22 protein-coding genes are annotated in these 22,266 nt (G+C 62.1%); 6 read left to right on the top strand and 16 right to left on the bottom strand.

Annotated elements, in window-relative coordinates:
- Positions 1 to 73 precede the first annotated feature (73 nt).
- Together HU725_RS05855 and HU725_RS05850 are read left to right on the top strand one after the other, a co-directional pair.
- Positions 74 to 1,252 carry an MFS transporter gene (locus tag HU725_RS05855; protein WP_186476520.1) on the top strand — a complete coding sequence of 393 codons (1,179 nt, stop codon included), beginning with the start codon at positions 74 to 76 and terminating at the stop codon, positions 1,250 to 1,252.
- A 108-nt stretch (positions 1,253 to 1,360) separates the two neighbouring features.
- Entirely contained in the window at positions 1,361 to 4,837 is a 3,477-nt protein-coding gene (locus HU725_RS05850; RefSeq protein WP_186476519.1) for a hybrid sensor histidine kinase/response regulator, read from the top strand.
- On the opposite strand, the gene HU725_RS05845 is transcribed toward HU725_RS05850, so the two are convergent.
- Both HU725_RS05845 and HU725_RS05840 read right to left on the bottom strand, forming a co-directional pair.
- On the bottom strand, positions 4,809 to 6,182 hold the full coding sequence (locus HU725_RS05845; protein ID WP_186476892.1) for a DNA recombination protein RmuC: 1,374 nt from the start codon (positions 6,180 to 6,182) through the stop codon (positions 4,809 to 4,811). The genes HU725_RS05850 and HU725_RS05845 overlap by 29 nt on opposite strands.
- Before the next feature lie 155 nt (positions 6,183 to 6,337).
- On the bottom strand, positions 6,338 to 6,697 hold the full coding sequence (locus HU725_RS05840; RefSeq protein ID WP_186476518.1) for an SEL1-like repeat protein: 360 nt from the start codon (positions 6,695 to 6,697) through the stop codon (positions 6,338 to 6,340).
- Between the two features lie 954 nt (positions 6,698 to 7,651).
- On the opposite strand from HU725_RS05840, the gene HU725_RS05835 reads away from it, so the two are divergent.
- From HU725_RS05835 to HU725_RS22875, 4 genes are all read left to right on the top strand, one after another.
- Positions 7,652 to 7,876 carry a hypothetical protein gene (locus HU725_RS05835; RefSeq protein ID WP_186476517.1) on the top strand — a complete coding sequence of 75 codons (225 nt, stop codon included), beginning with the start codon at positions 7,652 to 7,654 and terminating at the stop codon, positions 7,874 to 7,876.
- A gap of 248 nt (positions 7,877 to 8,124) precedes the next feature.
- Positions 8,125 to 8,607: a hypothetical protein gene (locus tag HU725_RS05830; protein ID WP_186476516.1), complete on the top strand. Its 483-nt coding sequence runs from the start codon at positions 8,125 to 8,127 to the stop codon at positions 8,605 to 8,607.
- A gap of 145 nt (positions 8,608 to 8,752) precedes the next feature.
- Positions 8,753 to 10,018: an OmpP1/FadL family transporter gene (locus HU725_RS05825; RefSeq protein ID WP_186476515.1), complete on the top strand. Its 1,266-nt coding sequence runs from the start codon at positions 8,753 to 8,755 to the stop codon at positions 10,016 to 10,018.
- Between the two features lie 30 nt (positions 10,019 to 10,048).
- Complete coding sequence (locus tag HU725_RS22875) at positions 10,049 to 10,198, top strand: hypothetical protein (RefSeq protein WP_225915516.1); 150 nt, start codon at positions 10,049 to 10,051, stop codon at positions 10,196 to 10,198.
- Positions 10,199 to 11,002: 804 nt separating this feature from the next.
- On the opposite strand, the gene HU725_RS05815 is transcribed toward HU725_RS22875, so the two are convergent.
- From HU725_RS05815 to cobO, 14 genes are all read right to left on the bottom strand, one after another.
- Positions 11,003 to 11,554 carry a glutathione peroxidase gene (locus HU725_RS05815; RefSeq protein ID WP_060479798.1) on the bottom strand — a complete coding sequence of 184 codons (552 nt, stop codon included), beginning with the start codon at positions 11,552 to 11,554 and terminating at the stop codon, positions 11,003 to 11,005.
- Positions 11,555 to 11,599: 45 nt separating this feature from the next.
- Positions 11,600 to 11,722, bottom strand: a complete 123-nt coding sequence (locus HU725_RS22965) for a hypothetical protein (RefSeq protein ID WP_261744987.1) — start codon at positions 11,720 to 11,722, stop codon at positions 11,600 to 11,602.
- On the bottom strand, positions 11,719 to 12,921 hold the full coding sequence (locus HU725_RS05810) for an MFS transporter (protein WP_189657914.1): 1,203 nt from the start codon (positions 12,919 to 12,921) through the stop codon (positions 11,719 to 11,721). Before HU725_RS05810 ends, HU725_RS22965 begins: the two co-directional genes overlap by 4 nt.
- Positions 12,922 to 12,983: 62 nt before the next feature.
- Positions 12,984 to 13,388, bottom strand: coding sequence for a MarR family winged helix-turn-helix transcriptional regulator (locus HU725_RS05805; RefSeq protein WP_186476514.1), 405 nt, complete (start codon positions 13,386 to 13,388; stop codon positions 12,984 to 12,986).
- A 60-nt stretch (positions 13,389 to 13,448) separates the two neighbouring features.
- Entirely contained in the window at positions 13,449 to 14,183 is a 735-nt protein-coding gene (locus HU725_RS05800; protein ID WP_186476513.1) for an adenosylcobinamide-GDP ribazoletransferase, read from the bottom strand.
- A gap of 1 nt (position 14,184) precedes the next feature.
- A complete protein-coding gene (gene cobC, locus HU725_RS05795; RefSeq protein ID WP_186476512.1) occupies positions 14,185 to 14,742 on the bottom strand; it encodes an alpha-ribazole phosphatase family protein in 558 nt (185 codons plus the stop codon).
- Positions 14,739 to 15,794, bottom strand: a complete 1,056-nt coding sequence (cobT, locus tag HU725_RS05790) for a nicotinate-nucleotide--dimethylbenzimidazole phosphoribosyltransferase (RefSeq protein WP_186476511.1) — start codon at positions 15,792 to 15,794, stop codon at positions 14,739 to 14,741. The genes cobC and cobT overlap by 4 nt, the downstream gene beginning before the upstream one ends.
- Positions 15,791 to 16,312 carry a bifunctional adenosylcobinamide kinase/adenosylcobinamide-phosphate guanylyltransferase gene (cobU, locus tag HU725_RS05785; protein ID WP_186476510.1) on the bottom strand — a complete coding sequence of 174 codons (522 nt, stop codon included), beginning with the start codon at positions 16,310 to 16,312 and terminating at the stop codon, positions 15,791 to 15,793. Before cobU ends, cobT begins: the two co-directional genes overlap by 4 nt.
- Position 16,313: 1 nt before the next feature.
- Complete coding sequence (locus HU725_RS05780; protein ID WP_186476509.1) at positions 16,314 to 17,768, bottom strand: cobyric acid synthase; 1,455 nt, start codon at positions 17,766 to 17,768, stop codon at positions 16,314 to 16,316.
- Complete coding sequence (cobD, locus tag HU725_RS05775) at positions 17,765 to 18,757, bottom strand: threonine-phosphate decarboxylase CobD (RefSeq protein WP_186476508.1); 993 nt, start codon at positions 18,755 to 18,757, stop codon at positions 17,765 to 17,767. The genes HU725_RS05780 and cobD overlap by 4 nt, the downstream gene beginning before the upstream one ends.
- Positions 18,750 to 19,658: an adenosylcobinamide-phosphate synthase CbiB gene (cbiB, locus tag HU725_RS05770; protein ID WP_186476507.1), complete on the bottom strand. Its 909-nt coding sequence runs from the start codon at positions 19,656 to 19,658 to the stop codon at positions 18,750 to 18,752. The genes cobD and cbiB overlap by 8 nt, the downstream gene beginning before the upstream one ends.
- Entirely contained in the window at positions 19,655 to 20,305 is a 651-nt protein-coding gene (gene bluB, locus HU725_RS05765) for a 5,6-dimethylbenzimidazole synthase (protein WP_060479788.1), read from the bottom strand. The genes cbiB and bluB overlap by 4 nt, the downstream gene beginning before the upstream one ends.
- On the bottom strand, positions 20,302 to 21,597 hold the full coding sequence (locus HU725_RS05760) for a cobyrinic acid a,c-diamide synthase CobB (RefSeq protein WP_186476506.1): 1,296 nt from the start codon (positions 21,595 to 21,597) through the stop codon (positions 20,302 to 20,304). Before HU725_RS05760 ends, bluB begins: the two co-directional genes overlap by 4 nt.
- Complete coding sequence (cobO, locus tag HU725_RS05755; RefSeq protein ID WP_186476505.1) at positions 21,594 to 22,205, bottom strand: cob(I)yrinic acid a,c-diamide adenosyltransferase; 612 nt, start codon at positions 22,203 to 22,205, stop codon at positions 21,594 to 21,596. Before cobO ends, HU725_RS05760 begins: the two co-directional genes overlap by 4 nt.
- Positions 22,206 to 22,266: the final 61 nt, after the last annotated feature.

The raw sequence follows: 22,266 nt of genomic DNA, 5'->3' as shown, positions 1-22,266 counted from the left end.
CCCAAGCCATGGGTTACGTCCTGCGCATGGCATATGCTTGTAGCCGGCAAATTCGAACAACAAGGACGTAGCAATGCTCGCTGCCTTAAAAGGCTACCCCGCCAGCATACGCCTGCTGCTGGCGACCACGTTCGCACTGACGGTCGCCCGAGCGCTCACCCTGCCCTATCTGGTGGTCTACCTGGCTGAAAACTTCCAGCTCTCGATCGCCAGCATCGGCTTGCTGGTCGGTGGCGCGCTGCTCGTCGCGTCCGTGCTGAGCCTGTATGGTGGGCATCTGGTCGACACTGTTCACAACCACACTTTGATCAGCGCCAGTACGCTGATTTTTGCCTGCGCCTTCATGGTTGCCGTTGCCAGCCGAACGGCGTGGCTGTTCTTTCTCTGCCTGGTGCTGATCAACCTGGCCCTGGCAGTAGTCGACATCGCCGCCAAGGCCGGTTTCTGTACGCTGTTGCCCGTGGCGCAACGCGCCGAGGCGTTTGCCATCAAATACACCCTGAGCAACGTTGGGTATGCCGCCGGCCCTTTGCTCGGCGTGGCAATGTTGGAGCTTGACGACCATCTGCCATTTTTTGCCTCTGCGCTGACCGGGCTCGGTACATGCCTGGCCTACTGGCAACTTGGCGACCGTGGGCTGCAAACCACCGCCGTGACCGAGCCAAGCGCGGGCTTCACTCAGGTGGCAGTTAGCCTGGTACGTGACCACCGGCTCGTGTGCTTCACCGTCGGTGGCGTACTGAGTGCGGTCGTGTTCGGCCAGTTCACTGCCTACCTGTCGCAATACCTGGTGGTGACCAGCAGCGCCAGCGAGGCGGCAAGGCTGATTGGATACCTGGTGACCACCAACGCGGTAACGGTGATCGCCTTGCAGTACCTGATTGGCCGGCGTATCGGCCGCCAAAAGCTGATGGCTTGGTTACTGGCTGGCATGGCGCTGTTCATCGTCGGTTTGCTGGGTTTCGCCATGGCGGGCTCAGTGGTGGCCTGGTGCCTGGCGATGCTGGTGTTCACATTGGGCGAAATCATCGTGATACCCGCCGAGTACATGTTCATCGACCTGATTGCTCCGCAGCATCTGCGTGGGGTGTATTACGGGGCTCAGAATTTGTGCAACCTGGGGGCAGCGCTCGGGCCGATGCTGGTGGGCTTCGCCCTGGGGCACTGGTGGCCGGGAAGCATCTTCTACCTACTGATGCTGTCGGTGGTATTGGCGGGGATGTTCTACTGCCTGGGTACACGCAACAGTTGAGCCCACCTGCGACGACGCGCCGCTGCGACCATCGTCTGCGCTGACGAACCGCCGCCAGCGTGCCAGACTGTTCGACCGGGACCGCTATCTTATTGCTTCGGAGTTTTCATGTCGTTGTCCAGCGGGCTGATCGCCATGGTCGCCTTGGCCTATATGGCCGTGATGTTCGCCATCGCCTTTTACGGCGACCGGCGCAGCACTGCGTTGCCACCGCGCCTGCGGGCGTGGGTATACAGCCTGTCGCTTGCGGTGTACTGCACCAGTTGGACCTTCTTCGGCGCGGTCGGCCAGGCCGCCGAACAGCTCTGGGCATTCTTGCCGATCTACCTCGGGCCCATCCTGCTGCTGATCTTCGCGCCTTGGGTGCTGCAGAAGATGGTGCTGATCAGCAAACAGCAGAACATCACCTCGATCGCCGACTTCATCGCCGCCCGTTACGGCAAGTCACAGTCCCTGGCCATCGTGGTGGCGCTGATCTGCCTGGTCGGGGTACTGCCCTACATCGCGTTGCAGCTCAAGGGCATCGTGCTCGGTGTCAATCTGCTGATCGGCGCCAATGCCGACGCCACCGGCACCCGCGTGCAGGACACCGCCCTGGTGGTTTCGCTGGTTCTGGCCCTGTTCGCCATCGTTTTTGGCACGCGCAGCCTGGACGTCACCGAACACCATCGCGGCATGGTCCTGGCCATCGCCTTCGAGTCATTGATCAAGCTACTGGCGTTCCTGGCCGTGGGCGTGTTCGTGGTGTTCAACCTTTACGACGGCTTCGACGACCTGCTCACCCAGGCGCGCCAGTCGGTGCACCTGGACAGCTACTGGCAGGAGACCATCAACTGGCCGTCGATGGTGGTGCAAACCGCCGTAGCAATGATGGCGATCATCTGCTTGCCACGGCAGTTTCATGTCACCGTGGTGGAAAACATCGAACCCCAGGACATGCGCATGGCGCGTTGGGTGTTCCCCCTGTACCTGGCCTTGGCCGCGCTGTTCGTGGTACCGATTGCCCTGGCCGGGCAGATGCTGCTGCCGGGCACGGTGATATCCGATTCATTCGTCATCAGCCTGCCGCTAGCCGAAGCGCACCCAAGCCTGGCCCTGCTGGCCTTCATCGGCGGTGCGTCCGCCGCGACCGGCATGGTCATCGTCGAGGCCGTGGCGCTGTCGACCATGGTTTCCAACGACATGCTGCTGCCCTGGCTGCTGCGTCGCACCAACGCCGAGCGGCCTTTCGAGGCCTTCCGCCACTGGATGCTGACCGTACGCCGGGTGACCATCGTGGTGATCCTACTGTTGGCATACGTCAGCTATCGCCTGCTAGGTTCCACCGCAAGCCTGGCGACCATCGGCCAGATCGCCTTCGCCGCGGTCACCCAGCTGACCCCAGCCATGCTGGGCGCGCTGTACTGGAAGCAGGCCAACCGTCGAGGTGTGTTCGCTGGGCTGACGGCGGGCATCTTTCTGTGGTTCTACACCCTGGTGCTGCCGATCATCGCTCACAGCCTGGGCCTGCCATTAAGCGTGTTCCCCGGTTTGGCGTGGCTTCACGGCAACCCGCTGAATTTGCCGATCAGCCCTTTGACCCAAGGCGTGGTGCTGTCACTGGCGGGCAACTTCACGCTGTTCGTGTGGGTATCGATGCTGTCGCGTACACGGGTCTCGGAGCACTGGCAGGCTGGCCGTTTCATCGGCCAGCAGACCAGCGCCCGCCCCAGCAGCAAACCATTGCTGGCGGTACAGATCGATGACCTGCTCAACCTGGCTTCGCGCTTTGTCGGTGAGGACCGCGCGCGGCAGAGCTTCATCCGTTTTGCCTACCGCCAGGGCAAAGGCTTCAACCCCAACCAGAATGCCGACGGCGACTGGATCGAACACACCGAACGTTTGCTAGCTGGCGTACTGGGCAGCTCCTCGACCCGCGCGGTGGTCAAAGCCGCCATCGAGGGGCGCGACATGCAGCTGGAGGACGTGGTGCGGATCGCCGACGAAGCCAGCGAGGTTCTGCAGTTCAACCGGGCACTGCTGCAGGGCGCCATCGAGAACATCAACCAGGGCATCAGTGTGGTCGACCAGAACCTGCACTTGGTGGCCTGGAACCGCCGTTACCTGGAACTGTTCAACTACCCCGAAGGCCTGATCAGCGTTGGCCGGCCGATCGCCGATATCATTCGCTACAATGCCGAGCGCGGCCTGTGCGGGCCTGGCGAAGCACAGGTGCATGTGGCAAGGCGCCTGCACTGGATGCGCCAAGGCCGGGCACATTCTTCTGAGCGGCTATTTCCCAACGGGCGGGTCATCGAGCTGATCGGCAACCCGATGCCCGGCGGCGGCTTCGTGATGAGCTTCACCGACATTACCCCATTCCGCGAGGCCGAACAGGCGCTGCGCGACGCCAACGAGGGCCTGGAGCAGCGCGTGGCCGAGCGTACCCATGAGCTGTCGCAACTGAACCAGGCGCTGTCGGAAGCCAAGAGCCAGGCCGAGGCGGTGAGCAAGTCCAAGACCCGTTTTCTGGCGGCCGTCAGCCATGACCTGATGCAGCCGCTCAACGCCGCCCGGCTGTTCTCCGCCGCCCTGTCCCAACAAGCTGAGGGGCTTAACGAAGAAGCCCAGCAATTGGTGCAGCACATGGACAGCTCGCTACGCTCGGCCGAAGAACTGATCAGCGACCTATTGGACATTTCGCGTCTGGAAAACGGCAAGATCACGCCCGATGCCCAGCCGTTCGAGCTGAACCAACTGTTCGACACCCTCGGCGCAGAGTTCAAGCTACTAGCAGCCGAAAAGGGCCTGGAGTTTCGCCTGCGCGGCAGCCGCCTGCGGGTCAATAGTGATATGAAACTGCTGCGCCGGGTGTTGCAGAATTTCCTGACCAATGCCCTGCGCTACGGCAAGAGCCCGATCCTGTTGGGCGTGCGGCGCGAGGGCGCAAGCCTGTGGCTGGAGGTCTGGGACCGCGGGCCGGGGATAGCCGATGACAAGCTGCAGGTGATTTTCCAGGAGTTCAAGCGTCTGGACAGCCACCAGACCCGCGCCGAAAAGGGCCTGGGCCTGGGCCTTGCGATCGCCGACGGCCTGTGCCGAGTGCTTGGCCACCGGCTGCAAGTGCGCTCTTGGCCAGGCAAGGGCACGGTCTTTCGGGTCAACGTGCCGATTGCCCGCACCGGTGCGGCGGCTCCCAGTGCCGCCGCAGAAACCGCGAGCCAGCCCCTGGCCGGCTTGCAGGTACTATGCGTGGACAACGAAGACAGCATTTTGATTGGCATGAACAGCCTGCTCAGCCGGTGGGGCTGTCAGGTCTGGACCGCACGTAATCGCGCCGAATGCGAAGCGCTGTTGGCCTCCGGCATGCGCCCGCATCTGGCCTTGGTGGACTACCATCTGGACGACGGTGAAACCGGCTCGGGGCTGATGGGCTGGCTACGTGCGCGCCTTGGCGAACCGGTACCCGGGGTAGTGATCAGCGCCGACGGCAGCAAGGAAACCCTGGCCACCGTTCATGCCGCAGGCCTGGACTACCTGGGCAAACCGGTCAAGCCAGCGGCCTTGCGTGCCCTGCTCAACCGCCATCTGAGCCTGGTTCAGTGACCGCCATCTCTGCCAGCGCTTGATCCGCCAGCGCCCGCTCCAGGAGCTCGGCCGGCAGACTCTTGCTGGCGCGAGCCCCGAGCATTTTGAGCTGCTCGCTGCGGCTGACCAGGTTACCGCGCCCTTCGCAGAGTTTGTTGCGGGCTGCGGCATAGGCCTTGTCGACCTGCTGCAAGCGATTGCCCAGTTCGTCCAGGTCCTGAATGAACAACACGAACTTGTCGTAAAGCCACCCGGCGCGCTCGGCGATTTCACGGGCATTCTGGCCTTGGCGTTCTTGCTTCCACAGGCTGTCGATCACCCGCAAGGTCGCCAGCAGGGTCGTTGGGCTGACAATCACGATCTGCCGGTCAAAGGCCTCCTGGAACAGGTTCGGTTCAGCCTGCAGAGCCGCTGAGAAGGCCGCTTCGATGGGAACGAACAGCAGCACGAAATCCAGGCTGTGCAGGCCTTCGAGGCGGCTGTAGTCCTTGCTGGACAACCCTTTGACATGGCTGCGCAGCGATTGCACGTGCTGTTTGAGCGCGGCCTCATCGTTGTTGCCGACAAACTGCTGATAGGCCGTGAGGCTGACCTTGGCATCGACCACCACCTGCTTGTCACCGGGCAGCATGATCAGTACATCCGGCTGGAACCGCTCGCCATCGGCGCTTTTGAGGCTGACCTGGGTCTGATATTCACGGCCCTTCTCGAGCCCCGCATGCTCCAGTACCCGCTCAAGAATCAGCTCGCCCCAATTGCCCTGGGTCTTCTGGCCTTTGAGTGCCTGAGTCAGGTTGGTGGCCTCGTCCGAGAGGCGAAGGTTCAGCTGCTGCAGTCGCTCCAGCTCCTTGCCCAACGAGAAGCGCTCACGGGCCTCTTGCTGGTAGCTCTCCTCAACGCGCTTTTCGAACGCTTGAATGCGTTCCTTGAGAGGGTCGAGCAACTGACCAAGATGCTGCTGACTGGTCTGTGCGAAACGTTGCTCACGCTCGTCGAAGATTTTCGTGGCCAGGTCGGCGAACTGCGCACGCAGGGTATCACGGGCCTCCTGCAGGTCCTCGAGACGCTGTTGATGGCTGTCCTGCTGCTCGCGCAGCTCTGCTTCCAGGCGCGCGGCCTGGACTTCCAAGCGGCGCAATTCAGCCTCACGCGTGGCCCGCTCAAGGTGCCAGGCGTGGGCAGCATCGCGGGCATTGTCGCGGTCGATCTGCAGCAGTTCCAGTTCTCGGCCCTGAGCGGCCAACTGCGCCTGCTTGAGCGCATTGGCTTCGCTCAGATCGCTGACTTCGTCGCGGCTGGCCTCCAGCTGTGCCTGCAGCCCGGCCTGCGCCAACTGCGCGCCGCTCAGGCGTTCCTCGAGCAGCGCCTGTTCGCCCAGGCGCGCAGCCTGACGGCGCTGCACCAGCAGGACCCAACCCAGGCAAGGCAAGCCGCCTGCCACCAACCCCAGCAGAACGCTGGTCAGATCCACTGCCATGCTTGACCCCGATCACACCGTTGCAAGTTGCACGCAGCTTATCAGTCTGCCGGGGCAGGCGCCTGCTCCGCCTGAGCATCCTCGAACAGCCGCGCATACTCCAGTTGCGCGCGGCGATCGCCGGCGCGCGCGGCCTGGCGCAACAATTCATGGCCAATACGCCGGTCTCGAGCGTTGCCGCAGTCACGGCAGAGCATTTGCCCAAGCCGGCTCTGCGCCACCACCACGCCTTGACGTGCAGGTTGTTTGAGTAGGCGCCCGGCAATGTGCTTGACCTGCTGCTTTTCACCAAGCCGCGGGCTGTCGAGCAACCAAAGAGCAACTTTCAGGGAGAACCGCTTGGGCGTTGATACCGACGAGGCGACAGCGGAGCTGGCGAGGGATTTACCGCGAAACTTCATGACGACAGGGATAGCAGTTCGAAAAGCGCGCCACTGTACTCCTTTTTTTCGTGCATGACGCTGGTGATTTACAGCGCAGCGGAATTATTTTTTGTGATTTTTTCTTGACGTTTTCAGGTGGGTGGCGAGCCGATTGGCAGATGCCGACAGATTGTAGGACAGTTCGCTAAATTGCTGGTACGCCCGTCCTAGAGCAAGCGCTTGGGACAATCCACAGTTCCTGTGGATAACTCGGTGGACAACCCCCTCTAGGCGCCCGCAAACCCCCGTGAAATGGAGCTTACAGTCAAACTGACGATTTTTTCACCAGCTAAAATTAGTGTTTTTTTTCATTGACTTAAGCCATCAGTCAAGTCATTGGCGGGGTCCCTAGGATGTGTTGCCAAGCCGTTACAAGTGCTGCCTCAGATGTGAACATCTGCACCGAAAGCCTGCATTTGCGTGCACGAACATGGGACATCCCGCCAATCGAGCCCGTTGCTACCCCCTTCACATCGCGCTAAAGACGCGCCATACTGCTCGGCTAGCTTCGAGAAGAATTTTAAGCTTGCATTAACCGTTCAACGGCGGTAAGGTGCACCCCGTTAGTACCAAGCTGAAAGTCAATTCTGGCCTAAAGCGTCCTTGCAGCCCAATCGCTCTCCCGACCGATAGCTGCTGAAACCAGGACCGGCCCACTCGATGATTCCCTCGCCAGCACAGCGCTGGTCCAGAACGAATCAACCGGAAGATTGATCAGGATCCCACCCCGACGGCCTAGAACCTTGGCCCCGGTGTGCTGCCTGCCTTCTGAAGTACCTACCAGTCAGCCCAAGCGCCCAAACATTGATTGCGCTCTCTCTGGCTGCCCTGTTCCAGTCAGGTTCGTTCGTCCCTTAATAAAGGCGTCACTGGAACGTTTCTATCATGCACGGATCCTAATCCCCGTGTTTAAAGCAGGAACATCCAAACAATATGCAAACTCATCAGCAAATTCAGGCTGCCATTGGCACCCTTTCCCAGGCCTTCTCACCACTCAAGTGCCTAATCACCGCTCCACGCAAAGGTAACTTCAGCTTCACCCTGGTAGACGAACATGGCGTCGCTTGCCACACCGAACGCCTGTACCCCGACCAGTACAGCCGCTCGGAGCCTTTGCAGGCCGTGATCGCCCGCACTCGTCAATCCCTGACCGCGTGAATGGCGAATATCAGGGTATTCACTCCCTGAATCGCGCCGCTATAGAGCTGTCTGACTGTTACTGGGCTAATTGCTGTAGGGCATATGGCACCGATGGTCAGGCAGCAATCGATTTAAAAACAGCCCTTTACACCACGATTATCACACTACACTTCAACTCGAGCGGTGCTTGCCGCTTCCGGCGGGCCTGACCGAATACCAGCTGCCAAGCTCCAGTGCCCGTCGGCCCTTACCTGCTCGAGGCCATCATGGGTATTGCGGCGAATGAATTGTGTCAGTACGTGATTCGACCAACCCTGGTCTATCTGAACCGCCATTGCGCCAGCGCTGAGGCCCTGCTTCTGGGAATAGCCGCCAGCCAGTCGGCTCTGGGCTCAGCCTTGCAGGACCGCCGCGGCCACGGCCTGTATCGTATTGGCGAAGCCCGTCACCAGGCCGTCTGGGACCATTTTCTGGCCCGTGATCCGGAGTTGGCCAGCCTGGTGCGTGGCCTGGCCAGCCAACACGCCTTCCTGGGCGGGCCGCACCTGGAGCTTACGGTAAACCTGCGCTATTGCACTGCCATTGCCTGGATGCTCATCGAGCAGCAGTCCCTGCCAATGCCAGCAGTGGACGACCTGCTGGGTCAGGCACGTATATGGCGGCAGATATTCAATCCCCATGGGCGCCTGCGTGACTTTGCCAATGCCTGGCATTCCTGCGTGGAACAGAAAGTGCCCCAAGCATCTTAGGAAGCACCCTACATAGTTTTCGAACAAAAGGGATTCTGGTCGGATTGTCCTACAAAACCGCTCTATCTCCTGCGATCTGGGCTATAGCGCGGCGAGTGATTTGTTGGTAGCTTTTCGCCTCGGAGATCACAAGGAGTTTCTAATAATGAAAAAAGCAATGCTCAAAACCTCCCTCGGCGTAGCCGTTGCCCTGGCATCCAGCCAACTCTTCGCTGCCGGCTTTGCACTCAACGAGCAAAGCATCAGCGGTATGGGTACAGGTTTCGCAGGTCGGTCTTCTTCCGCCGATGATGCCAGCACCGTTTATGGCAACCCGGCCGGTATGTCGCGTCTCAAGCGCCAGCAAGTGACGGTGGGGGGCGCTGCCGTTATCGCCAAAACCGACATTTCTGGCCGTGGCAGCAGCCCGCTGCCCGGTGAAACCGACGGTGACATGGTGCCAACGGTAGGTGTTCCGATGGGCTACTACGTCAAGCCTATCGATGAACACTGGAGCGTCGGCTTCGGCATGTACGTCCCGTATGGCCTGGTGACCGATTACGGCAGCGGCGATGCTGCGCGCTACTGGGGCAAAAAGAGCCACGTTGAGGTCATCACCTTCCAGCCAACCGTCAGCTATGCCTTCAACGACAAGGTATCGATCGGTTTCGGCCCTACGATCAACAAGATCAAGGGTGAACTGGGTTCGAACACCATCAACCGCTTCACGCCTGGCACCAATGATGGCGAGGTGAAAATCAAGGGTGACGACACCGCCGTCGGCTACAACGTTGGTATCCTTGTACAGGCTACGGATCGCACCCGTGTCGGCCTGACCTACCACTCGATGGTGGACTACAAGCTCGAGGGCAACACCAAGGTCAACAACGCGCTGATCGGGCCTTACAGCGGCAGTAAGTTCGACGCCACCTTGAAGATCAAGACACCGGAGTCTGTCGACTTCTCGGTCACCCATGAGCTGGACGACCACTGGACTCTGTATGCTGGCAGCACCTGGACCCGCTGGAGCCGCCTGAAAGACATTACTGTCAACAACGAAGTACCGGCACCGCTGGCCGCTCAGTTCGGTACCATCACCGAAGAGCAAAACTGGCATGACACGTGGGCTCACGCCATTGGCGCGTCCTACAAGGTCAACAAGGAGTGGGTACTGCGTACCGGTTTCTCCGTCGACCAGTCGCCAACCAACAACACTGACCGTTCGCCACGCATTCCAACGGGTGATCGCAAGGCGATCAGCATCGGTGCCGGTTACAGCCCAACCGATGACATGACCATCGATGTGGCCTACTCCTACCTGTGGGAAGAAGACACCAAGGTCAACCTGGCAAGCGCCACCAAAGGGCGTTACCAAGCCAAGTACGAAAACAGCGCTCACGGTATCGGTGCATCCCTCACCTACCGTTTCTAAGTTGTAATCGCTGCGAAAGAAACCGCCCTAGTGGCGGTTTTTTCAATTCTGGCTAACCAAACTCCGCTGTTCCTGTTCCTGTTCCTGTTGCTGTTGCTGTTGCTGTTGCTGTTGCTGTTGCTGTTGCTGTTGCTGTTGCTGTTGCTTTTGCTTTTGCTTTTGCTTTTGAGCGCGCGGTAGTTCAGCAAACGCCGAATGCGACTTCAGGAGGCCGAGCGCAGGTCTTGCGGAGGGAGGTGACGGGCATGGATGCCCGTCAAGCGCTGGGCCCCAGGATGGGGCCTGCAGCGCGGTCCTCCCGGGAGCAAGGCCGGAGCGAGGGAACCCCGGAGCGCAGCGTAGGGGCCGGATGATGGGAGCCAGCGTTTTTTGGTTACTTTTTGTCGCGTTTGACAAAAAGTGACCCGCCGTAAGGGCGGAAAGGTGACTGTGCGTCGCCACCGCAAATGAATGTTTTCAGCTGAGTCAAAACCGCTGCGGTTTGGCTTTTGGCTTTTGACTTTTGACTTTTGACTTTTGACTTTTGACTTTTGACTTTTGACTTTTGACTTTTGACTTTTGACTTTTGACTTTTGACTTTTGACTTTTGACTTTTGACTCCGGGGATGGGGCCTTGAAAGCGCACACACATTCAATTGCGATGCTGGCGCACAGTCACCCTTCCGCCCTTACGGCGGGTCACTTTTTGACGGGTCAAAAAGTAACCAAAAACCCCTCGCTCCCATCATCCGGCCCCTACGCTACGCTCCGGGGTTCCCTCACTCCGGCCTTGCTCCCGGGAGGACCGCGCTGCAGGCCCCATCCTGGGGCCCAGCGCTTGACGGGCATCCATGCCCGTCACCTCCCTCCGCAAGCCCTGCGTTCGGCCTCCTGAAGTCGCAATCTGCGTCGCCTGAACTACCGTGCGCTTAGAAGCAAAAGCCAAGAGCAAGAGCAAGAGCAAGAGCAAGAGCAAGAGCAAGGATCCAGCAATTGCTGCCTTCGTTAGGGATGCGAAGCTATCGCTTTCTCGATCGCGGCGCGGAATTCAGGATCATCAGGTTTGGTCAGGCTCGAGAAGTTGCCAATCACCCTACCCTGGCGATCTATAACGTACTTATAGAAATTCCACTTTGGCGCACTGCTCTGATGGGCCAGCTCAGCGAACAGCGGTATCGCATCCTTGCCCCTAACCGCCTGGGCCTTGGTCATGGTGAACGTCACACCGTAGTTGGCATAACACACCTTGGCCGTCTTCTCACTGTCCGCATCTTCCTGCTTAAAGTCATTCGATGGCACCCCCAACATCTCCAGGCCCTTTTCGTGGTACGCCTTGTAGGTCGCCTCCAGCCCCTCGAATTGCGGCGCGAAACCGCAATAACTCGCCGTATTGACTACCACTAACGGCTTGCCGGCAAAACGCTGGCAAAGGTCCACCTGCTCCTTGCCACGCAATTCCGGCAGGCTACCCTGCAACAACGCCGGACATTCGGCAGCCCAAGAAGCACTAGCACCCATCAAAACCAGCAAAGGCATCGTCAACCAATGAGCACGCATCGTTCGTTTCTCCTGCAAGCCAATTCTTCACTTGCAGGGTAGCGCCTAACAAACACTCATGCCCAGTTGCATCAACGCCAGCCCACCTCGCTGCCAGCCCCACCACACCAGCGCCAGCAACAAGGCCAAGGCTGCCAGCAGCAGCCCACGAGCCAGCAAGCGGCTCATGCGGCTTGTGCCTGCAAACGGGCAACGGGGCGCTCGCGCACCGGCCAGTTCAACCCCGCCGCCAACAGGCTGAGCAGAATGGAAATTTGCCAGACCAAGTCATAGTTGCCAGCCTGGTCGTACACCACGCCGCCCAGCCAGCCACCCAGAAATGCCCCCAACTGATGGAACAGGAAAACGATGCCACCGAGCATCGATAGGTTACGCACGCCAAATACCGTGGCTACGGTACCGTTGGTCAACGGCACGGTGGACAGCCAGAGCAGGCCCATGGCAATACCGAACAGGTAGGCACTGACCTGAGTGATCGGCGCCCACAGAAACAATGCAATTACCACGGCGCGCAGCAGATAGAGCGCGGTGAGCAAACGAGGTTTGGACATACGACCGCCCAGCCAGCCGGCAGTGTAGGTCCCGACAATATTGAACAGCCCGACCAATGCAAGCACGGTGGTGCCAGTGGTCGCCGGTAGGTGTTGATCGACTAGGTACGCCGGCAGGTGCACGCCAATGAACACCACCTGAAAACCACACACAAAGAACCCCAGGGCAAGCAGCCAGAACCCGGAATGCGAGCAAGCCTCACGCAAGGCTTGGCCCAGTGTCTGCTCCACACCGTGGCTTGCCAGCGGCCGATCACGCAGCAGCCCGACAAAAGGCACGATCAGTGCCACCAGCAAACCCAGCACCAAAAGCGCCGACGACCACCCCAGCCATTCGATCAGGCCGAGGGTGCCTGGGAGCATGGCGAACTGCCCGAAGGAGCCGGCAGCGCTGGCAATACCCATTGCCATACTGCGCTTTTCCGCGGGCACAGCGCGGCCCACCACGCCGAGAATCACCGAAAAAGAAGTACCCGACAGCCCCATACCGATCAACAGGCCGGCGCTCAGGGACAGCGACCAGGCCGAATCGGCGGTACTCATCAAAAGCAGGCCAGCGGCGTAGAGGATGCCACCGATGATCACCACGCGCGCCGCCCCGAGGCGGTCAGCCAGCGCGCCAGCAAACGGCTGTGCCAGCCCCCAGATCAGGTTCTGCAGGGCAATGGCAAAAGCGAACACGCCACGGCCCCAGCCAAAATCGGCGCTCATCGGCGCCAGGAACAGGCCAAAGCCGTGACGCACGCCTAAAGACAACGCCAGGATCAACGCCGCCCCCACCAGTACCCAGCCGCTGGTTCGCCACACCGAAGCCATTGTCGTTATCTCCAGTCCATCGCAAGGTGTACGGGTGTGAGCCCGCTATTTTTGGTCTTGATTCACGCCAGGCGCTCAAGCAAGCGCACGAGTGTCTCACGCTGGCCCTCGCCCAGCTGGTCCAGCAGCGACGACTGCGCCTGCTCCCACGCCGGAAGAGCGGCTTGCAAGCGTGCCGCGCCAGTGGCTGTCAGCAGCACAACACGGTTGCGCTGGTCGTCACCCTCGACCAACGCAACCAACCCCTCTGCCTGCAGCACCTTCAGGTTACGGCCCAAGGTACTGCGCTCAAGGCCCATGGCCTCGGCCAATACCGTGATGCTCGGGCGATCGAGCCTTTGCAGGTGACGTAGCAAGGAAAACTGGGCGACATTGATCCCGGCGCTGGCAAGCGCCTCGTCGTAATGCCGGCTCACCCCGCGGGCAGCACGGCGCAGATGCGTGCAGATGCAATCACTGGTCAACATGAATACGTGTATATACCCGCATGAGTCGATGTTGCAAGAAGTTTCAAAGGATGGGCCAAGTCACTTCACCAGCGCCAACCCGAGTACAACCGTCAGTTCCAGCAACTCCAGCATCGCGCCCGCTGTGTCACCCGTGGTCCCACCCAACCGCCGGCACATCAGATGTCGCAACCAGCAGAACCCAGCAACCGCACCCAGCAAAGGCCACAGTGCTTGCCAACCGCCGATCAGCGAGCACAGCAGCAAACTGCCCAGCAACATCCAAACCGCTTCACGGCGCGGCAAATGCTCTGCCAACGCCTGCCCCAGGCCGCCCTTGCGCACATAAGGTGTCACAAGAAACAGCCCAAGCATTGCGCTGCGCCCAACGACAGGCGCAAGCACCAGCGAAGCGCCTGCGCCTCGCTCGACCAGCACCCACAGCGCACAGAACTTCAGCAGCAGGACCAACACCAGAGTGACCACGGCAATCGGCCCACTGCGCGGGTCTTTCATGATCTGTAGCGTACGCTCACGGTCACCGAACCCACCTAGCCAGGCATCGGCACTGTCGGCCAGACCGTCCAAGTGCAGCGCCCCACTGAGCAAGACCCACAAGGTCAACAGCAGCGCTGCCTGCAAGGGCGCGGCGACGCTTTGCAGCAGGTAGCTGGCCAACCACAGCAACACCCCGAACAACAGCCCGACCAAGGGGTAGCACAATATTGAGCGGCCCATTTCGCGGGGCGCTGGCATCCCCGGCAAACGCACCGGTAAGCTGCTCAGAAACTGCAAGGCAATCCAGAACGCCAGCATGTCAAAGCACCTCCTGCAGCGTGCCGTCTTCACTCACCCTCAGGTGCAGCAAGGCCCCGTGGCCCACTTCTACTTGCAACAACTGCTCTTTAGGCAACCCACGGGCACGCGCCATCAGCAGGCGCATGACGCCGCCATGGGTAACCAGCAATACGCGTTTGCCTGCGTACCGCTGGCGCAGGCGGGCGATCGCCATTAGCACACGTTCGGCAAAAGCTGCCACAGGCTCCCCAGCTGGTGGCGTGTAACTGTAGGGATCGGCCCAGAAGCGCCCCAGTTCATCAGCCTGGGTTTGCATGATCTGCAAGGCCGTGTGCCCCTCCCACTCGCCAAAATGCAATTCCTGCAGCCCTGCTTCCAGTTGAACCGGCATGCCAAGCTGCTGGGCAAAACGTGCACAACGCTGCAATGGCGAGCTGACCACCGCATCCCAAGGGCCTGCGCCTGCAACGGCCTCGCGCATCTGGCGCCAGCCCTTGTCTGTCAGGGCATCGTCCAGGCTGCCACGCAGGCCACCACCCAGCTCGGTTTCGCCATGACGCAGCAGGTCCAATATCATGCCGGACGATCCGCTACGGCGGCTTCTGCGAAGGTCGCCATCTGCCCGTGCAGGGCACAGGCCAGGCGCATCAAGGGCACGGCCAGGGCAGCACCGCTGCCCTCGCCCAGACGCAGCCCCAGCGCCAGCAACGGCTCGGCCTGCAGCTCTGTCAACACGGCTCGGTGGCCAGGCTCCGCGCCTTGGTGGGCGAACAGCAACCAGTCACGGCTCTGCGGGTTGATGCGTACCGCCAGCAGTGCCGCGACACTGCAGATGAAGCCATCTACCAGCACACCTATACCCTGCTGTGCGCAGGCAAGGTAGGCACCGGTCAGCGCGGCGATTTCAAAGCCGCCGACGCAGGCCAGCGCCTGCAGTGGTTCATCCATCGGCAGGTTGTGCAGCACCAGGGCACGCTCAATCACATCGGCCTTGTGGCTGACTCCCAAGCTGTCCAGGCCAGTGCCCGGCCCGCTCAATTCCCGAGCCGGGCAGCCCAGCAAGGCGCTGGCTACGGCAGCGGCGGCGGTGGTATTGCCGATGCCCATCTCGCCACCGATGAACAGCTGCGCGCCAGTGGCCGCTGCACGCAGGGCACTGTCACGACCGGCCTGCAGCGCAGACTGCAGTTGGGCCTCGGTCATGGCACGCTGGCGGGCGAAGTTAGCGGTGCCAGCACCCAGGCGTAAATGGCGCACCCCAGGCAGTTCCAGTTCGGGGTCGATGGTGCCCAAGTCGACCACTTCCAGGCTCGCCTGCAACTGACGCGCCAGCACGCTGATCGCCGCGCCACCCCCTACGAAGTTGCGTAGCATTTGCCCAGTGACCGCTTGCGGATACGCCGAAACCCCTTCTTCGACCACGCCGTGGTCGCCTGCGAAGAGGGTAATGGCGACCTGCTCCAGGCTTGGCCGCTCCTGGCCTTGCAACCCGGCAAGCCGCACGGCCAGGCCTTCCAGTTGGCCCAGCGAGCCGGTTGGTTTGGTCAGCTGCTGCTGACGGGCACGCGCCTGCTCCATGGCTGCATTGTCGAGGGGGTGGCAGGCGTCACGCCACCAGGCTGGGTTCATAGTGCGGGTCCTTTGAGCATGAGGGGTAAGCCGGCCACGGTCAGCACTACGCGCTGGCAGCGCTCGGCAATGCTTTGGTGCAGCCAACCGGCCAGGTCGACGTAACGACGGGTGAGTTCGCCCATGGGCACCACGCCCAGGCCGGTTTCATTGCTGACCAGAATGATCGTGCCGGGCAGTTGCTCCAGGCAGTCGAGCAGCGCATCGCGCTCTGCCGCCAGCCGTTTCGGATCGTCTAGCATCAGCAAGTTGGTCAGCCACAACGTCAGGCAGTCCACCAGCAAGCAGCGGCCCTGTAACGCCTCTGCACGCAACACTGCCGCCAGCGCCAGGGGTTCTTCGATCAGTTCCCAGTGGGCTGGCCGACGCTGACGATGCAAGCGCACACGGTCGTTCATTTCACCATCGAGCGGTTCGCTGGTGGCGATATAGGTGACTGCCAGGCCGCTGTCGATGGCCAGTTGCTCGGCCAGCCGGCTCTTGCCCGAACGGGCACCACCAAGGATCAAGTTGCGCATGTCAGGCCATTCCACAAAGCTCGCGCAGCCGCGCGGTATCCAGATGTGTGTGCACAAGGTCGGCCAGGCGCTCGATATCACGCTCGCGCAGGGCCTGGTAATCGATGCTCTGGACCTGCTCCAAGCCAGCCCAGCGCAACAGCGCGGCGCACGACTCGCTACCCTCGAACAGGCCGTGTAGATAGGTGGCAAGAACCTGGCCGTCCGCACTGATCGCGCCATCCCAGCGGCCATCGGCGAGCTGCACGGCAGGCTGCTCCAAGGCAGGGCCTGTGGTAACGCCGGCATGAATCTCATAACCGGCCACCGCTGAAGCGTCCAGGCTAAGAGTGCCGGCCACGTTGCGCAGTTGTTTGTCAGCCTCCAGCACGGTCGCATAGTCGAGCAAGCCCAGCCCAAGGCTCGAGCCCGCAGGGCCTTCAAGGCCCAGCGGGTCGTGCACTTCACGGCCAAGCATCTGCAGGCCGCCGCAGATCCCGATCACTTTGCCGCCATAGCGCAAGTGCCGGGCGATGGCCTTGTCCCAGCCGCGCTCGCGTAACTGTGCCAGGTCGCCACGCACGCTCTTGGACCCGGGCAGGATGATCAGATCGGCCGGCGGGATCGGCTGGCCTGGGCCGATGAACTGCAGGTCAACCTGCGGGTGCAGGCGCAACGGGTCGAAATCGGTGTGGTTGCTGATACGCGGCAGCACCGGGACGATCACTTTGAGCACCTGGCTGTGCTTGGCACCCTGGCGGTTATCGATGCCATCCTCGGCCTCAAGGTGCAGGTCTGTCACATAAGGCAGCACGCCCAGCACAGGCTTGCCCGTGCGCTGCTCCAGCCAATCCAGGCCCGGTTGCAGCAGCGCGATATCGCCGCGAAAGCGATTGATCACGAAGCCCTTGACCCGCGCCTGCTCGCTGGGCGATAGCAGCTCCAGGGTGCCGACCAAATGGGCGAAGACCCCGCCGCGATTGATGTCGGCCACCAGGATTACCGGGCAGTCGACCGCCTCGGCAAAGCCCATGTTGGCGATGTCACCGGCGCGCAGGTTGATCTCGGCCGGGGAACCTGCGCCTTCGACCATCACCACTGGGTAGGCCGCACTGAGGCGTTGGTGGGAGGCCAACACGGCCTGCATGGCGATGGCCTTGTAATCGTGATAAGCCACGGCATTCATGCTGGTGACCGCACGACCATGGATGATCACCTGCGCCCCAGTGTCGCTGTTGGGCTTGAGCAGTACCGGGTTCATGTCGGTGTGGGGCGCCAGCCGGCAAGCCTGGGCTTGTACCGCCTGTGCGCGGCCGATCTCACCGCCGTCGGCGGTCACCGCGCTGTTGAGCGCCATGTTCTGAGGCTTGAACGGCACCACCCCGACGCCCTGGCGCAACAGCCAGCGGCAAAGGGCGGTAACCAGCGTGCTTTTGCCAGCATCGGAGGTGGTGCCTTGCACCATAAGCGTGGTCATGCCGTTTCCTTCTGATAATCGGCCAGGGCCTGGGCCAGGCGCTGCTCGTCGGCGGCAGTCGCTGGCAAACCCAATCGCACTGCGCCAGGCTGCTCGAACAGGCGCACCAGGATGCCCCGGCGAGCGAGAAACTCATGTAAAGCCGCCGCCTGCTCGCTGCGCACATACTGAAACAGATCGCAGCCGCCACTGGGTGCAAGGCCATGATTCAGCAGCACTACGGCAAGCCGTTGACTGGCCTGGGCGCAGCGTTCGATCTGCGCCCGATGGGCCTGTTGGTCGGCAAAGCACGCTTGGGCCAACACCCGGGTAGGGCCATTGACCGTCCAGGGCCCGAGCGACTCAGCCAGACTGTGCAACAATGCAGCGGGTGCCACCACGCAGCCCAGACGTACACCGGCCAGGCCAAAGAACTTGCCGAACGAGCGCAGCACGATCAAGCCTGGGCGCTCGGCACAGTCGGCCAAGCTATCGTGCGGCGTGGTGTCCATGAACGCCTCGTCGACCACCAGCCAGCCGCCCCGCTCTGCCAAAAGCCCATGCCACGCCAAGAGCCGCTCTCGCGGCACTCGCTGGCCCGTTGGGTTGTTCGGGTTCACCAGCACCAGTACGTCCAGACCAGCCAGTGCAGCCTCCACCTCGTGTTCAGCCAGCTCGATCAGTTCATGCCCAGCGCGCCGCCAGGCGTAGGGATGCTCTGCATAACATGGCGACAATATCCCTACACGCCCCGTTGGGCGCAATGTCGGTAGCGCCTGAATCGCTGCCTGGGAGCCAGCTACTGGCAATAGTTGCGCCGCGTGGTAATAAGCGCGCGCCGCCTCTTCGAGGCCATCTTCGGTCTCGGGCAAACGCGCCCAGGCGTCCAGTGGTATCGGTGGAATCGGATAGGGCCAAGGTGCGATGCCACTGGAAAGGTCGAGCCACTCTTCGCGCGCGATTGCGTAGCGCTGCACCGCGCGCTGCAGGCGCCCGCCATGTTCAAGCATTGACGTAAGCCCCTATGCAGATCACCAGCACCCACAACCACACACCTCGCTGCACCAAGCTCCAGCCGCGCTCGATGGCATCGGCATCGGCCACAGGCCCCTCGCCCAGGCGCGGGCGCTCGTGCACTTGGCCGTGGTACACCGCTGGGCCGCCCAGCTCTACGCCAAGGGCGCCAGCGCCTGAAGCCATCACCGGCCCAGCATTGGGGCTGTCCCACAGCGGCGCCTGCTTGCGCCAGCAGGTCAATGCCAACCGCGTTTTGCCAAGCAGCGCGTAAGTCAACGCCACCAGGCGGGCAGGAATGTAGTTCAGCACATCATCGATACGCGCCGCGCACCAGCCAAAGCGCTCGAAGCGTTCATTGCGGTAGCCCCACATAGCGTCCAAGGTGTTGCTCAGGCGGTACAGCACCACCCCTGGCGCGCCAGCCACCACGAACCAGAACAACGCGGCGAACACCGCGTCGCTGCCGTTCTCCAGCACCGACTCGGTAGCCGCGCGGGCAACAGCAGGCTGGTCCAGGTCGCGGGTTTCGCGACTGACCAGAAAACCCACACGGCGCCGCGCCTCGTCCAGGTCACCGAGGCGTAAAGCATTGGCCACCGGCAACACATGCTCACCGAGGCTACGCAGGCCCAGGGCGCAATACAGCGCCAGCACGTCTATCAGCCAGCCGACACCCGGCAGCCAGGACAGGATCAGCGCCACAAAGGTCAGGGGCACCACGGCCAGGAACCAGGCCGTCACGCCGTGGCTACGCCAACCGCGCCCGCCCGCGTTCAGACGGCGCTCCAGCCCTGCCGCCAGGTTGCCGAACCCCACCAAGGGGTGCCGGCGTCGGGGTTCGCCCAACAGTGCATCCAGCGCCACGCCGGCCACGGTTAGCAGCGCTACGCTCATTGACGCTCTCCCCATCGATTCTCGAACAGCATCTCAGTCAAAGGCCGTTCCTCGGCCCAGTTTTCCTGCACCAGCATCGGTTGTGCGTAGAACTCCGTGACCGGCCCCAGGCACAGTATCGCCACCGGTTTGGCGCCGGGCGGCATACCGAGCAACGCGGCCAGGGCTTGAGGGTCGAACAGTGATACCCAACCCAGCCCCAGCCCTTCGGCGCGGGCAGCCAGCCATAGGTTCTGGATTGCGCAGGCCAGCGACGCCAGGTCCATCTCCGGCAAGGTACGGCGGCCAAAGATGTGCGATTCTCGGTTATCCATCAGTGCCGCCACCAGCACCTCGGCGCAATCGCTGATGCCCTCCACTTTGAGCTTCATGAAATCATCCGAGCGTTCGCCCAGCGCTTGGGCGGTGCGCACCCTCTCCTGCTCCACCAGCGCCTGGATGCGCCCGCGCAACTCGCACTGACTGATGCGGATGAACCGCCAAGGCTGCATCAGGCCGACACTCGGCGCCTGATGCGCAGCGGCCAGTAGGCGACCCAGCAGCTCGGGCGCAACCGTGCCACCGGCGAAGTGGCGCATGTCGCGCCGCTCACCGATTGCGCGGTAGATCGCGGCGCGCTCGGCGGCGCTGTAGGCGTGATCGCTCATGGCCGCAACAGCGCCGCCGCCGCGTCAGGGTTGGACGGGAAATAGAAGTGCACGTAAGAGGCCGTCAAACGCCCCAAGCGATACACCGCTTCGTTGCCGCGCCCGCCATTGGGGCTCAGGCCGCGGGCGAGCGGCTCAAGGTCGGTGCTGGTCAGCGAGTGATGATAGGTATGCCCACGCAGGGTGCCCTCGGGCAGTTCCACGGCCTGTAGGGCCAAGGCAGCCAGGCGCTTCTGCATGCTCGCCTCGCCCGGCAGCAAGCCCAACAGCTCAGCACGCTCGCCTGCTACGTCTGTCAGCGCCTCGAGCAGGTACAGCATGCCCCCGCACTCGGCCAGCAGCGGTTTACCCTCGGCATGATGGGCACGGATCGCTTGGCACATCGAAATGTTGGCCGCCAATGCGTGGTGATGCAACTCTGGGTAGCCGCCGGGCAGATACAGGCTGTCTACCGCGGGCAGTGCCCGGTCATGCAGAGGCGAGAAGAACACCAGCTCAGCGCCAAGCTGGCGCAACAGGTCAAGGTTGGCGCCGTAGATAAAGGCAAAGGCTTCATCACGTGCCACGCCGATCCGCACCCCATCGAGGGTTGCGGTGCACCCCTGCGGCGCCGGCGCGGCGAACGTAACCGGCGGTGGCAACGCGGCGTCGCAGCTGGCACCCAAGGCTTGCGCAGCCGCATCCAGGCGGGCATCGAGGTCATTCAACTCGCTGGCCTGGACCAACCCCAGGTGCCGGCTGGGCAACTCGATGCCACGCTCGCGCGACAGGCCGCCATACCAGCGCAGGCCCTCGGTCAGGCTACCTTCGAGCAATTGCGCGTGACGTAGGCTGCCGACACGGTTGGCCAGTACGCCAGCGAAGGGCAGGTCGGCCTGGTAACGTGCCAGGCCCAATGCCAGGGCGCCAAAAGTTTGGGCCATGGCCGTGCCATCGATGACCGCCAACACCGGCACTCCAAAGTGTCGTGCCAGATCGGCACTCGATGGGGTGCCGTCGAACAGGCCCATCACGCCTTCGATCAAAATCAGGTCTGCCTCTTGTGCGGCTTGCCACAGCAACCGACGGCTCTCCTGAGCACCGATCATCCACAGATCGAGCTGGTACACCGGGGCACCACTGGCGCGCTCGAGGATCATCGGGTCGAGAAAGTCCGGGCCGCATTTGAATACCCGTACCTTGCGGCCCAGGTTACGGTGCAAGCGGGCCAAGGCCGCGGTCACGGTAGTCTTGCCCTGGCCAGAGGCAGGTGCCGCGATCAGCACCGCTGGACAGCTGCGGGGTTCACTCACAATTCGACGCCCTTCTGTGCGCGGACCCCGGCCTGGAAGGCATGCTTGAGCATGCCCATCTCGGTGACGGTATCGGCCAGCTCGACCATTTCAGGCTTGGCCGCGCGACCGGTGACGATCACATGCTGCATCGGTGGCCGGGCCTGAATGTCAGTGAGCACCTGGTCCAGGTCGAGATAGCCGTGCTTGAGCGCGATATTGAGCTCGTCGAGCACTACGAACTGCACGTTCGGGTCTTGCAGCAGCTGGCGCGAGACCGCCCATGCCGCCTGGGCGGCAGCGATGTCACGCTGACGATCCTGGGTTTCCCAAGTGAAGCCCTCACCCATCACGTGGTAGCGCACCTGCTCGGGGAAGCGACGGAAGAACAGCTCCTCGCCAGTGCTGTTGCGGCCTTTGATGAACTGCACCACCCCGCACTGCATGCCATGGCCCAGGGCACGGGCAAGCATACCGAACGCCGAGCTGCTCTTGCCCTTGCCGTTGCCGGTGAGCACCAGCAGCAAGCCGCACTCGTTGGGGGAATTGGCGATGCGCTCGTCGATGACCGCCTTCTTGCGCTGCATACGCGCCAGGTGGCGCTCGTCGCGTTCGGTGAATTCGCTCATGGAAGGTTCTCCGCAGGCTGCGGCCACGTGGGCAGTGGCGGCAGGTAAAAGGCGGGCAGAC

The sequence above is a fragment of the Pseudomonas promysalinigenes genome (assembly GCF_014269025.2).
Taxonomy (GTDB): domain Bacteria; phylum Pseudomonadota; class Gammaproteobacteria; order Pseudomonadales; family Pseudomonadaceae; genus Aquipseudomonas; species Aquipseudomonas promysalinigenes.
Note: the sequence above shows the minus strand (reverse complement) of the source record. Positions and strands in the feature narration are given on the sequence as shown.

What these genes read in the sequence shown, in the direction of transcription:
- HU725_RS05855 (WP_186476520.1), top strand. Translation starts at nt 74, where the DNA reads ATGCTCGCTGCCTTAAAAGGCTACCCCGCCAGCATACGCCTGCTGCTG.
- HU725_RS05850 (WP_186476519.1), top strand. Translation starts at nt 1,361, where the DNA reads ATGTCGTTGTCCAGCGGGCTGATCGCCATGGTCGCCTTGGCCTATATG.
- HU725_RS05840 (WP_186476518.1), bottom strand. Translation starts at nt 6,697, where the DNA reads ATGAAGTTTCGCGGTAAATCCCTCGCCAGCTCCGCTGTCGCCTCGTCG.
- HU725_RS05835 (WP_186476517.1), top strand. Translation starts at nt 7,652, where the DNA reads ATGCAAACTCATCAGCAAATTCAGGCTGCCATTGGCACCCTTTCCCAG.
- HU725_RS05830 (WP_186476516.1), top strand. Translation starts at nt 8,125, where the DNA reads ATGGGTATTGCGGCGAATGAATTGTGTCAGTACGTGATTCGACCAACC.
- HU725_RS05825 (WP_186476515.1), top strand. Translation starts at nt 8,753, where the DNA reads ATGAAAAAAGCAATGCTCAAAACCTCCCTCGGCGTAGCCGTTGCCCTG.
- HU725_RS05815 (WP_060479798.1), bottom strand. Translation starts at nt 11,554, where the DNA reads ATGCGTGCTCATTGGTTGACGATGCCTTTGCTGGTTTTGATGGGTGCT.
- HU725_RS22965 (WP_261744987.1), bottom strand. Translation starts at nt 11,722, where the DNA reads ATGAGCCGCTTGCTGGCTCGTGGGCTGCTGCTGGCAGCCTTGGCCTTG.
- HU725_RS05810 (WP_189657914.1), bottom strand. Translation starts at nt 12,921, where the DNA reads ATGGCTTCGGTGTGGCGAACCAGCGGCTGGGTACTGGTGGGGGCGGCG.
- HU725_RS05805 (WP_186476514.1), bottom strand. Translation starts at nt 13,388, where the DNA reads ATGTTGACCAGTGATTGCATCTGCACGCATCTGCGCCGTGCTGCCCGC.
- HU725_RS05800 (WP_186476513.1), bottom strand. Translation starts at nt 14,183, where the DNA reads ATGCTGGCGTTCTGGATTGCCTTGCAGTTTCTGAGCAGCTTACCGGTG.
- cobC (WP_186476512.1), bottom strand. Translation starts at nt 14,742, where the DNA reads ATGATATTGGACCTGCTGCGTCATGGCGAAACCGAGCTGGGTGGTGGC.
- cobT (WP_186476511.1), bottom strand. Translation starts at nt 15,794, where the DNA reads ATGAACCCAGCCTGGTGGCGTGACGCCTGCCACCCCCTCGACAATGCA.
- cobU (WP_186476510.1), bottom strand. Translation starts at nt 16,312, where the DNA reads ATGCGCAACTTGATCCTTGGTGGTGCCCGTTCGGGCAAGAGCCGGCTG.
- HU725_RS05780 (WP_186476509.1), bottom strand. Translation starts at nt 17,768, where the DNA reads ATGACCACGCTTATGGTGCAAGGCACCACCTCCGATGCTGGCAAAAGC.
- cobD (WP_186476508.1), bottom strand. Translation starts at nt 18,757, where the DNA reads ATGCTTGAACATGGCGGGCGCCTGCAGCGCGCGGTGCAGCGCTACGCA.
- cbiB (WP_186476507.1), bottom strand. Translation starts at nt 19,658, where the DNA reads ATGAGCGTAGCGCTGCTAACCGTGGCCGGCGTGGCGCTGGATGCACTG.
- bluB (WP_060479788.1), bottom strand. Translation starts at nt 20,305, where the DNA reads ATGAGCGATCACGCCTACAGCGCCGCCGAGCGCGCCGCGATCTACCGC.
- cobO (WP_186476505.1), bottom strand. Translation starts at nt 22,205, where the DNA reads ATGAGCGAATTCACCGAACGCGACGAGCGCCACCTGGCGCGTATGCAG.